This is a genomic window from Acerihabitans sp., assembly GCF_036398755.1.
Classification (GTDB): domain Bacteria; phylum Pseudomonadota; class Gammaproteobacteria; order Enterobacterales; family Enterobacteriaceae; genus Acerihabitans.
In genome coordinates this window covers 98,812-110,439 of record NZ_DASWOM010000092.1, presented here as the reverse complement: position 1 = coordinate 110,439, position 11,628 = coordinate 98,812, and the positions used below count along the sequence as shown (strand labels likewise).

The window sequence follows — 11,628 nt, the reverse complement described above, 5'->3', positions numbered from 1 at the left end:
TATCCTTACCGCCGGGGTTGTTAGCTGAACAGCACCTGGTTGACGATATTTTCCAGCAGTTCCTGCTGACCGCTGCGATGCTCCGGCGCCAGGGCGTTTTTGCCGGCGTACTGGGCCAGTTCGGCAAGCGACAGGTTGCCCTGCAAAATCCGCTGCCCCAGATCGCCGTTCCAGCCGGCGTAGCGGGCCTTGATCATCTGATCCAGGCGACCGTCCTCAATGAGCTTCGCCGCTACTTTCAGCGCCAGCGCCATGGTATCCATGCCGCCGATATGGCCGTGGAACAGATCGTATTTATCGGTGCTTTGACGGCGCACCTTGGCGTCGAAATTCAGCCCGCCGGTGGTAAAGCCGCCGGCCTTGAGGATTTCATACATCACCAGCGCATTTTCCTCCACGCTGTTGGGGAACTGGTCGGTATCCCAGCCGGACTGCGGGTCGCCGCGATTGGCATCCACCGAACCAAAGATCCCGAGCGCGATGGCGGTGGCGATTTCATGATGGAAGGTATGGCCGGCAAGCGTCGCGTGATTCGCCTCGACGTTAACCCGGATCTCTTTTTCCAAACCGAATTGTTTTAAAAAGCCATAGACCGTGGCGACGTCGTAGTCGTACTGATGTTTGGTCGGCTCCTGGGGCTTGGGTTCAATCAGCAGCGCGCCCTGGAACCCGGTTTTATGTTTATGTTCCACCACCATTTGCATAAAACGGCCGATTTGTTCGCGCTCCTGGCGCAAATCGGTGTTCAGCAGCGTTTCATAGCCTTCGCGTCCGCCCCACAGCACGTAATTTTCCCCACCGAGTTTATGGGTGGCGTCCATGGCGCTGTTGACCTGGGTGGCGGCCCAGGCAAAGATTTCCGGGTCGGGATTGGTGGCCGCGCCGGCGCCGTAACGTGGGTGGCTAAAGCAATTCGCCGTGCCCCACAGCAGCTTGACGCCGGTCTGCTGCTGCTTTTGCGCCAGCACGTCGGTCAATATGGCGAAGTTATTCAGATAATCTTTAATGGTCGGGCTGTCCGGCAGGATATCAATATCATGGAAGCAATAATACGGCGCGCCCAGCTTGCTGAAAAACTCAAAGGCCACATCGGTTTTCAACCGCGCCTGGGCAAGCGCCTCCCCCGCGTGCTGCCAGGGACGGTCGAAGGAACCCACGCCGAACATATCGGTCCCGCCCCAGCAGAAGGTATGCCAGTAACACACGGCGAAACGTAAATGGTCCTCCATGCGTTTACCCAGTATCTTTTCGTCGGCGTTATAGTGATGAAACGCCAGCGGATTGATGCTTTCCTTACCTTCAAAACGGATTTTTTCAACTTGATCAAAGAATTGAGACATAATGACTCCTTGGGAACACCGGGTCCGTTCTGAAGCGGACAGGATTTACCGGGCCGGCGGGTAAATCCGCCGGCGCAATAAACAAATCTGTGCTTGATTCTGGTAATTCCCACCGGCGCGATCAATTACGTTATTTCACAACGCCATTCATGGAATTATTAATTGTGCACTCGATCACAGAGAACGGCGGATAAAAGCGGTTTTTGGGCGGGAAAAAATATTGGCGACAATGATTAGCCGGCTGCTAGCTAGCCGATAAAATAAGGCGCTGCTCACAGAATACACATTTGTGCAAAATATCGTAACGCCGTTGTGAGAATTTGCAATTGCCGCTACTGATTTTCAACACTAATACTACAAGGGTTAACGCTGTCGCCTTTTAGGTGTCCCTACGCAACATCATTTGTAGAGGTTTGATTCTTACCCGTTGCTCGGCAAATTTCCTTGCTGAATAAATACTTATAAAAGTAACATAAGGAATTAACATGAAACTGAAAACCCTACTGCTTTCCGCCTGCGCGGCGCTGGTATTGTTAAGCCAGCCGGGCATGGCCAAACAAATCAAGATCGGCATGGCGGTTGACGACCTGCGCCTGGAACGCTGGCAAAAAGACCGCGATATTTTTGTCGACAAGGCCAAATCCCTCGGTGCCGATGTTTTTGTCCAATCTTCCAACGGCAATGAAGAAACGCAAATGTCACAAATAGAGAATATGATCAATCGCGGCGTCGACGTGTTGGTGATTATTCCTTATAACGGGCAAGTATTAAGCAACGTTATCGCCGAAGCGAAACGGGAAGGCATAAAAGTCCTCGCCTATGATCGAATGATAAATAATGCTGATGTGGATTTCTATATTTCCTTCGATAATGAAAAAGTCGGGCAGCTCCAGGCGCAAAGCCTGGTCAAACGGGTGCCGCAGGGTAATTATTTCCTGATGGGCGGATCCCCGGTGGATAATAACGCTAAAATGTTTCGCGCCGGGCAGATGGCGGTGCTTAAACCGCTGATTGACAGCGGCAAGATAAAAATCGTCGGCGATCAATGGGCCGACGGCTGGTTGCCGGAAAATGCCCTGAAAATCATGGAGAATGCCCTGACCGCCAATAACAATAAAATCGACGCGGTGGTGGCGTCCAACGACGCCACCGCCGGCGGCGCCATCCAGGCGCTTGCCGCCCAGGGACTGGCCGGCAAGGTAGCCATCTCGGGCCAGGATGCGGATCTGGCCGGCATCCAGCGTATCAACCAGGGCACCCAGACCATGACGGTGTATAAGCCTATCAAGCAACTGGCGTCCACCGCCGCCGAGATAGCGGTACAACTGGGCAATGGCGAAAAACCCAAGTCCAATGCCTCGCTTAATAACGGCCTCAAGGATGTCCCGTCCTATTTGCTGACGCCGATTTCGGTGGATAAAAGCAATATAGAAAGTACGGTTATCGCCGATGGATTCCACAAGAAGTCCGATCTGAACTAATCCGCCTGAACGCCGGCTGTCGTCTGTGACGTGTAATGAACCGGGCCGCGCTGTGTGGCCGCCCGGTTGCGGAGGTTGATTATCGTGGCATCATATTTGCTGGAAATGAAAAACATCACCAAGCGGTTCGGCCAGGTCAAGGCGGTGGATAATGTCTCGCTGGCCATCGAGGCCGGCCAGGTGCTATCGCTGTGCGGCGAAAACGGCTCGGGCAAATCGACGCTGATGAAAGTACTGTCGGCGGTGTATCCCCACGGTACTTTCGAGGGCGAAATCCTGTTTGGCGGCGAGCCGCTGGTGGCGCACGGGGTGCGCGATACTGAACATAAAGGCATTGCCATCATTCATCAGGAACTGGCGCTGGTAAAACAGATGACGGTGCTGGAGAACATTTTTCTCGGCGCCGAATGGGCGAAATACGGCGTCATGGATTATGACAATATGTACCTGCGCTGCCAGCGGATGCTGGCGCAGGTCAAGCTCGATATCGATCCCGATACCCGGGTCGGCGAACTGGGGCTGGGCCAACAGCAGTTGGTGGAAATCGCCAAGGCGCTTAACAAGCAGGTCCGCCTGCTGATCCTGGACGAACCCACCGCGTCGCTCACCGAAAGTGAAACCGCCATCCTGCTCGATATCGTCGACGATCTGCGCAATCACGATATCGCCTGTATTTATATTTCCCATAAGCTCAATGAAGTCAGGGCCATTTCGGACATGATCTGCGTCATCCGCGACGGCAGGCATATCGCTACCCGCGCCGCGGCCGGACTGAGCGAGGAGGCGCTGATTACCATGATGGTGGGCCGCGAGCTGACGGAGCTTTACCCGCACGAACCCCATGAGATTGGCGAGGAGATCCTGCGGGTGGAGGGCCTGACGGCCTGGCATCCGGTCAACCAGCATATCCGTCGCGTCAATAACGCCGCCTTTGTCCTGCATAAAGGCGAAATCCTCGGCATCGCCGGGCTGGTGGGATCGGGGAGAACCGAACTGGTGCAGTGCCTGTTCGGCAGTTATCCAGGACGCTGGGAGGGCACGATTATGCTCAAGGGCATGCCGGTGCGTTTCGCCAACTGCCGCCAGGCGATGCGACGAGGCATCGCCATGGTGCCCGAGGACCGCAAAAAAGACGGCATCGTGCCGCTGATGAGCGTGGGATCGAATATCACCCTGGCGGCGCTGAGGCAATTTACCGGCGCGTCGGGCATGGTGGACGAGGCCGGCGAGCAGGCCGCGGTACGCGACGCCATCGCGCGGCTGAAGGTGAAAACCGCCTCGCCGGAGCAGCCTATCGGCCGGCTTAGCGGCGGCAACCAGCAAAAAGCCATCCTGGCCAAATGTCTGCTGCTCGGCCCGGAGATATTGATTCTTGACGAGCCGACCCGGGGCATCGACATCGGCGCCAAACAGGAAATCTACCTGCTGATTAATCAATTGGTGCGCCAGGGCATCGCCGTTATCGTGGTGTCCTCGGAGCTGCCCGAGGTGCTGGGCATCAGCGATCGGGTGCTGGCGATGCACCAGGGCGTCATCAAAGCCTCGCTTATCAACCGCGGCCTGACCCAGGAACAGGTCATGGAAGCAGCCCTCAGGAGTGACTCCCATGTCTAAAATTATTCGCGCCGACGGTTCGGCGGTTGCCGCTCCCGCCATCGGCGTCAGACTGAAATCCATGAACCTGCAGGTCTTCGTCATGCTGGCCGCCATCGTGGTCATCATGCTGTTTTTTACCTTTACCACCGAAGGCTCCTATCTCAGCGCGCGCAATATCTCCAACCTGCTGCGCCAAACCGCCATTACCGGCATCCTGGCGGTGGGCATGGTGTTTGTCATCATCTCGGCGGAGATCGATCTGTCGGTCGGCTCCATGATGGGGCTGTTGGGCGGGGCGGCGGCGATTTTCGACGTCTGGCTGGGCTGGCCGCTGCCGCTGACCATTGCGGTGACGCTGGTGCTTGGGCTGCTGCTCGGCGCCTGGAACGGCTGGTGGGTGGCGTACCGCAAGGTGCCTTCGTTTATTGTTACCCTGGCGGGCATGTTGGCGTTTCGCGGCATCTTGATCGGCATCACCAACGGCACCACCGTTTCCCCCACCTCGCCCGCCATGTCGCAGATTGGCCAAAGCTATCTGCCGGGCGGCGCCGGTTTCGGCATCGGCTGTATCAGCCTGGCGGTATTTATCGCCTGGCAATGGCGCCGGCGCGGCAATCGCCGGCGGCTGGGATTATCCGTGCCGGCCAAGACCTGGGATATGACGCGCCAGGCGATTACCGCCATCGTGGTGTTGGGCGCCATCTATTTGCTCAATGACTACCGTGGCGTGCCGACGCCGGTACTGGTGCTGGTGGCGCTGATGCTGGCCGGCCTGTTTATGGCGTCTCGCACCGCGTTCGGCCGGCGCGTCTACGCCATCGGCGGCAATATTGACGCCGCGCGGCTTTCCGGCGTGAATGTCGAGCGCACCAAGCTGGCGGTATTCGCCATCAACGGCCTGATGGTGGCGATTGCCGGGCTTATCCTCAGCTCCCGGCTGGGCGCCGGGTCGCCGTCGGCGGGCAATATCGCCGAACTCGACGCCATCGCCGCCTGCGTTATCGGCGGCACCAGCCTGGCGGGCGGCGTCGGCAGCGTGGCCGGCGCGGTAATGGGGGCGTTTATCATGGCCTCGCTGGATAACGGCATGAGCATGCTGGACGTCCCCACATTTTGGCAATACATTGTCAAAGGGGCCATCCTGCTGCTGGCGGTATGGATGGATACCGCCACCAAAAAACGGGCGTAAAGCGAATGCCAACCGCCTAAGGGCCGCCGGCGGGCGGCCTTTTTTTTCATCAAAGCTAAACGCGGGTTAGATCAGGTTAAAAACAAGCAATATATATTGGCGAAATTATCAATAGCATCTCTAATTAAGAAGCGAATAATATTTTTTTATCATTGTAAGGTGCGTTATAAAATTATCTTGAATAACTATTTTTATTTAATTACTTAAGAAATTAATTGTTATCAAAATAAACTAAATAATAAATAGCTAGGCATTGTGGTTTTTTACTCCCCACACCGAGATAATCCGCTGATGATCCTGAATGAATTTTTCAATGATATAAAAGCCCATCCTATTGCCTCCCCCTTGGCGATTGTTATTGCCGTCATGGGATTTGTCGCCACTTTTTTGATCCTGCTGATGTTCATCGACGACTATAACATGGACCGCTTTTATCCCGACCATCAGCGACTCTACCGTCTTGAAAGCCTGTTTTCCCCGCCCAACGGCGATAAGGTACGCTCCGCCCAGGTACCGCTGCCGTTAATCGACGCGCTAAAAAAACAGCCGGCAATTGAACGCGTCGCCTACGCCCTGCGGCTATACACCTCGATACGCAGCGAGGGGCGGCTTGCCCACCGCGTACCGGTGTTTGCGGTAAGTCCCGGCTTTCTGGCCGAGCTCAACCCCTACCGGCGGGCACCCACCGCGCTGGGGGCGAACGAAATCTATATTACCCCGGCGTTTAACCGGCGCTATCTCGGGCTGGCGTCGCCCCGGGGCAAGACCATCGAACTGGGCGACAAAGGCCGGTTCGTGATCAAGGACATACTTGAGCCGCGTCCCGACGGCAGTGTGGATATGCCGGCAATCATCGCCTTTTCCCCCGCGGTAATGGACGGCTACCATGACAAGCGGGCCGATTGGTATCACGTTCATACATTTGTTTTTATCAAGACCGCCTCGGCCGCGCCGTTCGACCGTCGGCTGCTGGATAACCTGGTGGGGCGGTATGCGCCGCAGCTGCCCGGCGCGCCCTATGCGCCCGGCGAATTTATGCATTTCAGCGCCAAAAATATCCGGCAAATGCATTACGACGCTGGTTACGCCGATGATCTGTCTAAAGGCATCGCCAAACCGTTACTGCATACCCTGTACGGCGCCGCTTTTTTTGTGCTGCTGACCACGGCGGTAAATTATTTTAACGTCAACGCCGTCGTCAATGCCGCCAAACGGCGCGCCCTGTATATCAAGCGTGCCCTCGGCGCGTCGGATAAACAACTGCTGGCCGAGGCGGCGACGGTTATCGCGCCGCAGTTTGCCGTCATCTGCGCGCTGGCGCTGCTGGTTCTGTGTGGCCTGTGCGCCGTTTCGGCTAATGTCATGGCGCTGGTATCACATCATGGCCCCATGCTGCTGACAGCGGTGTCGCTGGTGGTAATGCTTGTTATCGGCTGCGTGGTGATGGCGTCGCATCTGCTTTATCACTATTTTTTTGCGTTGTCCGCAGACCGGGAGGGCGCGGATAACCGGCACGATACCATGGCGGCGTATTATCTCAACCGGCTAACGCTTATGACGCAACTGCTTATTTCCGGCGCGATGGTCTATGTCTGGGCCGGTGCGGCGGCGCAGCATCGTTATGCTATGGATGCCGATTTCGGCTACCAAAAAAACCTGCTGACGTTTGAACCCAATGAGCGGCTTAACTCGCTTGAAAGCTTGCGCGCGCTGCAAAACCGCCTGAAGGAGGATGCCGGCGGCTCGAATATCGCCTTGAGCAGCTGGCGTCCCTTTGACCGCGCGCGCACCCTGATTACCGTGCAGCACGCGCGCCAGCGGGCCGGTGAGCAGTTCGTCACCGCCAGCGCAATCGACATCGACCGAAATTTCCCCCGGGTCTGGGGGCTTGAAACCCTGGGCGGCGGGGAGAATGCCATTGCGGTAAGCGAAGACCCGGCCGTCCGCCACGTGATTGTTACCCGCTCCTTTATGGCGCGGATGGGGTTATCCTCCTATGACGAAACGCTTAATACCCCGTTTTATGCCGAGGTGGACGGCGCGAAGCGCAGGCTGCGCGTGCTGCGCGTCGTCGATAATTTCTACCTGGGGGAACGCACCCGGCAGCCGCCGCCGCTGATGCTGTTTATTAACGATCGGGTGGAAAAATATGCCGTCATCCGTTTTTCCACCGCGGCGCAGCGGGCCCGCATCATCTCGCTGCTCAGCGGATATGGGCTGGCGGACATGACTATGCGCACGGTGGAGGAGCTGCATGCCGATCAGGTTGAAAACAGCCTGATGATCCTGAGGGTGATAAGGCTTGCCGCCGTGCTCTCCCTGTTCCTGATGCTGGCGAGCGCAATGGCTGTCGGGCTGTCGGAAGCCCGCCGGCTCAAGCAAACCCTGTTGATAATGGCGGCGGTGGGCGGCTCCGTCTATACCGGTACGGCATTTTTTCTGCGGCAAAACCTGCCGCCGCTGGCGGCGGCGCTGCTGTTTTCCTTTGCCGTCGGTTTTGTTTTCCTCCGGCGGTGGCTGCGCCAGTATGAAGTCATCTCCGGCCTGACCTATGCCTATGCCTTTGCCGCGCTGATGATCATGGCGCTGGCCGTGATGGCGGTAATGGTCATGGCCCTGCTGGCCGGATCGCGCCCGAGTCACAGGGAAGCGCCATGGATGTAAAGCTGGATAAAAAACCTGGCGTCCATTTGCGCGCCGGCTGGATCGCCTGGTGCGCCGCCGCGCTGTTTATGCTGCTGTGCGGGTGGCTGTATAAACTGGCCACCACCGATGATTACCTGCGGATGCCGCTGGCAAACGTAACCCTTCATCCGGTAACGCGCGGCGCCTATACCGATACCCTGATCACCCGCGCCATCGCCATCCCTAACGAAAGCGTCATCGTGTCCACCGAACGCGGGGGAAAGGTGGTGGAAATCAACAAGGCTTCTTCCGATTATGTCAAAAAAGGCGAGATTATCGCCCGCCTGTCCAATTATGATTTTGTCCTGCAGGTCACGTCGCGCATCGCCGACGCCACCGAGCAGATCAACAACTTGCGCAATATGCGCATGCTTTTAGAGCGAAACAGCCGCGACACCAAAGTGGAGCTGCAAAAATCCCATTACAACCGGCAAAAGCTGGTCAAGGATATCCGGCGCAATAAAAAGCTTTTCGAAAACGCCATCATTGAAAAGGCCAGGTATGAGGATCTGCTGGACGAATTGGCGCATTGGGAAAAAACCTGCGCCATTTTGTCCGGGCACGATCGCCAGCAGGATCAAATCCTGCCGCAGCAATTCCAGGAGATCGACAGGTCCATTAAACGCCTGGTCAAATTGGTGGATTTGATTAAGGGCGGGCTGGAGCAGTTGATCATCGTATCGCCCATAGAAGGCACGCTCTCGTCGCTGGATATTAAAATCGGCCAGCAGATCAAACCCGGCGATAAAGTCACCGTGGTCGACAACCTGCATTCTTACTATTTTGAAGCCGATTTCAGCGAATATTATCTGGATAAAATCCAGCCGCGGATCAATGTCGTGGCGCAGGCCGGCGGCGGCGAAATTCCCCTGACCGTGGAATCGGTCTCGTCCGTCGTGGACAACGGCAAATTCAAAGCCCGGCTACGGCCGTCCCGGCCGCTGCAAATTGTTCTCAAACGCGGGCAGTCCATCGATCTGCATGTTTTCCTGAGTTCGCGGCGGGACGCGCTGCTCACCCCGGCCGAAGCGGTATTTTTCAACCAAGGCCAGGCGCTGGTCTATGTGTTTGATGAAAACAACCGCCGGGCGGTGAAAACACCGGTGCGGGTAAAGCGCCAGGGGGCGGCGCAGGCGGAAATCATCAGCGGCCTGACCGAAGGGCAACAGGTGGTGACCTTTGCCGATAACGACTACGAAAAATCCAATATCATAGAGTTTGACTAATATGATAAAACTGGAAAAAGGCGGCAAATTCTATACCACCAGGACCATCAGGACCCTGGCGCTAAACCAGGCGGATCTTAGCGTGGTCGCCGGGGACTTTCTCGCCATCATGGGGCCGTCCGGCTCCGGCAAATCCACCCTGCTGAATGTGCTGGGCATGTTTGAATCCCTCGATGAAGGCCGGCTGTTCCTGGCCGGGGAAAATGTGGCGGCCTTGGGGTATGCGCGGAGGATCGCGTTGAGACGCCGGCTTATCGGCTATATTTTCCAATCGTTTAACCTGATTTCCTCCATGTCGGTTTATGACAATGTGGCCTTGCCGCTGCAATACCGCGGCGTGCCGAAGCCGGAACGCCGGCAAAGGGTCGACCAGATCCTGGCGGTGTTCGGCCTGACGCATCGCGCCGGGCATCATCCGGCGCAGCTCTCCGGCGGCCAGCAGCAGCGGGTGGCCATCGCCAGGGCGATGGTATCCCGTCCGGGGCTGATACTGGCGGACGAGCCCACCGGCAATCTGGACAGTAAAAACAGCCGCGACGTACTGGAACAGTTGAAGAAAATCAACCGGGAAGGCACGACCGTGGTGATGGTGACGCATTCACAGGAAGCGTCTGGATACGCCAACCGGGTGCTGACCATGTGTGACGGGCGTCTTGCGTAATGTTGGCGCGGGCATGGAGAGACGGGTGCCGCCGGAAGCGGTAGCAACGGCTTGGCGACGCGGTGAACGTCGTTATGGGTACCGGCGGGGAGTGTTTGCGCTTATTTTGTCTTACCCGGAAGCGCCAGAATGCCCCAGGTGATAATACCCCCCGCCAGTCCCCAAAAGGCGCTGCCGATGCCGAAAAAACCGACGCCGGACGCGGTCAGTAAAAAGGTGACGATGGCGGCGTCCCGGTGCGTGTCCTCAAGCAAAGCGCGATGCAGGCTGCCGGCAATGGTGCCCAGCAGCGCCAGTCCGGCGATGGTATGGATAAGCGCCGCGGGCAGGGCGCTGAATACCATGCCGATGGAGCCGCCGAACAGGCCGGCCAGCAGATAGGCCCCTCCCGCGGCGGCGGCGGCCATATACCGGCGCGCCGGGTCGGGATGGGCCTCCGGGCTCATGCAAATCGCGGCGGTAATCGCGGCGATGCATACCGAAAACCCGCCAAAGGGCGCCAGGACCAGCGATGCCAGCCCGGTCCAGGCGATCAGCGGCGAGGTCGGCACGCGATAGCCGGCGGCTTTCAGGGTGGCGATGCCCGGGGCATTTTGCGAGGCCATGGTGACAAGAAAAAAAGGCATGCCGACGCCCATCAGCGAGGAGAGGGTAAAATGTGGCATGATAAAATGCGGGGCGGCGAAGGTCAGAGGCTTACCGGCGAAGGTCATCTGGCCCTGCAGGCCGGCAACGGCCAGGCCGACGCCAAGCGCCGCCACGACGGCATAGCGCGGCGCCAGACGCCGCGTCAGGAAAAAGGCCAGGCACATCCCCGCCGCCAGCGCAAAATGACTTTGCAGCGCAATAAACGCATCCAGTCCGAAACGCAGCAGTATTCCCGCCAGCATCGCCGCCGAAATCGCCTGGGGAATCCGCTGCATCAGCCGGGCGAACAGCCCGGTAACGCCGCATAGCAAAATCAGTCCGGAGGCAAAGATAAACACGCCGACGGCTTCGTTAACCGAGTAGCCCGGCAGACTGGTGACCAGCAGCGCCGCGCCGGGCGTCGACCAGGCGGTAAGGATCGGCGCGCGATAATAGAGCGACAGGCCAAGCGAGGTCATGCCCATCCCCAGGCCCAGCATCGTCAGCCAGCCGCCGATCTGCTCCGTGCCGGCTCCCGCCGCCTGGAGCGCCTGAAACACGATGGCCGCCGAGCTGGCGTAGCCCACCAGTACGGCGATAAAACCGGCGATGACGGCGGAAAACGATAGGTCGCGCAATGCGGAGCGAGGCGTCATGTTGCTAATACCCTATTGCCGATGGAATGATTATCAATCACCGGGGCCATCACGGCCCTTGTTTTGAGTTATGATTTAAATCGATGACTTAAAACTTAACATTATGCGTGGCAACACACAATCCGCTAGCGACATGCTTATTGGGGCCTTCGTCAATACTGCGCAGG

8 protein-coding genes are annotated in these 11,628 nt (G+C 57.6%); 6 read left to right on the top strand and 2 right to left on the bottom strand.

All coding sequences use genetic code 11. The features are described from left to right. Nucleotides 1-20: 20 nt before the first annotated feature. Nucleotides 21-1,340 carry a xylose isomerase gene (xylA, locus tag VGC33_RS15795; RefSeq protein WP_331121721.1) on the bottom strand — a complete coding sequence of 440 codons (1,320 nt, stop codon included), beginning with the start codon at nucleotides 1,338-1,340 and terminating at the stop codon, nucleotides 21-23. 485 nt (nucleotides 1,341-1,825) lie between these two features. Between xylA and xylF the strand changes: the two genes are divergently transcribed. From xylF to VGC33_RS15765, 6 genes are all read left to right on the top strand, one after another. Next, nucleotides 1,826-2,821 carry a D-xylose ABC transporter substrate-binding protein gene (xylF, locus tag VGC33_RS15790; RefSeq protein ID WP_331121720.1) on the top strand — a complete coding sequence of 332 codons (996 nt, stop codon included), beginning with the start codon at nucleotides 1,826-1,828 and terminating at the stop codon, nucleotides 2,819-2,821. 105 nt (nucleotides 2,822-2,926) lie between these two features. After that, nucleotides 2,927-4,435: a xylose ABC transporter ATP-binding protein gene (locus tag VGC33_RS15785; RefSeq protein WP_331121738.1), complete on the top strand. Its 1,509-nt coding sequence runs from the start codon at nucleotides 2,927-2,929 to the stop codon at nucleotides 4,433-4,435. Then, nucleotides 4,428-5,606 (top strand): xylose ABC transporter permease XylH, encoded by a 1,179-nt coding sequence (xylH, locus tag VGC33_RS15780; protein WP_331121719.1) that lies wholly within the window; start codon nucleotides 4,428-4,430, stop codon nucleotides 5,604-5,606. The genes VGC33_RS15785 and xylH overlap by 8 nt, the downstream gene beginning before the upstream one ends. Before the next feature lie 291 nt (nucleotides 5,607-5,897). After that, entirely contained in the window at nucleotides 5,898-8,270 is a 2,373-nt protein-coding gene (gene darB, locus VGC33_RS15775) for a darobactin export ABC transporter permease subunit (RefSeq protein WP_331121718.1), read from the top strand. Then, the gene (gene darC, locus VGC33_RS15770) at nucleotides 8,261-9,517 is read left to right on the top strand and encodes a darobactin export ABC transporter periplasmic adaptor subunit (RefSeq protein ID WP_331121717.1); all 1,257 of its coding nucleotides are present in this window, start codon (nucleotides 8,261-8,263) and stop codon (nucleotides 9,515-9,517) included. The genes darB and darC overlap by 10 nt, the downstream gene beginning before the upstream one ends. 1 nt (nucleotide 9,518) lies before the next feature. Next, nucleotides 9,519-10,178, top strand: a complete 660-nt coding sequence (locus tag VGC33_RS15765) for an ATP-binding cassette domain-containing protein (protein ID WP_331121716.1) — start codon at nucleotides 9,519-9,521, stop codon at nucleotides 10,176-10,178. Nucleotides 10,179-10,279: 101 nt separating this feature from the next. Here VGC33_RS15765 and VGC33_RS15760 read toward each other — a convergent pair whose 3' ends face one another. Further along, on the bottom strand, nucleotides 10,280-11,461 hold the full coding sequence (locus VGC33_RS15760) for a benzoate/H(+) symporter BenE family transporter (RefSeq protein ID WP_331121715.1): 1,182 nt from the start codon (nucleotides 11,459-11,461) through the stop codon (nucleotides 10,280-10,282). Between the last annotated feature and the right edge of the window lie 167 nt (nucleotides 11,462-11,628).

Excerpts from the sequence above, each read along its gene's own strand:
- xylA (WP_331121721.1), bottom strand. The coding sequence starts at position 1,340 with ATGTCTCAATTCTTTGATCAAGTTGAAAAAATCCGTTTTGAAGGTAAG.
- xylF (WP_331121720.1), top strand. The coding sequence starts at position 1,826 with ATGAAACTGAAAACCCTACTGCTTTCCGCCTGCGCGGCGCTGGTATTG.
- VGC33_RS15785 (WP_331121738.1), top strand. The coding sequence starts at position 2,927 with ATGAAAAACATCACCAAGCGGTTCGGCCAGGTCAAGGCGGTGGATAAT.
- xylH (WP_331121719.1), top strand. The coding sequence starts at position 4,428 with ATGTCTAAAATTATTCGCGCCGACGGTTCGGCGGTTGCCGCTCCCGCC.
- darB (WP_331121718.1), top strand. The coding sequence starts at position 5,898 with ATGATCCTGAATGAATTTTTCAATGATATAAAAGCCCATCCTATTGCC.
- darC (WP_331121717.1), top strand. The coding sequence starts at position 8,261 with ATGGATGTAAAGCTGGATAAAAAACCTGGCGTCCATTTGCGCGCCGGC.
- VGC33_RS15765 (WP_331121716.1), top strand. The coding sequence starts at position 9,519 with ATGATAAAACTGGAAAAAGGCGGCAAATTCTATACCACCAGGACCATC.
- VGC33_RS15760 (WP_331121715.1), bottom strand. The coding sequence starts at position 11,461 with ATGACGCCTCGCTCCGCATTGCGCGACCTATCGTTTTCCGCCGTCATC.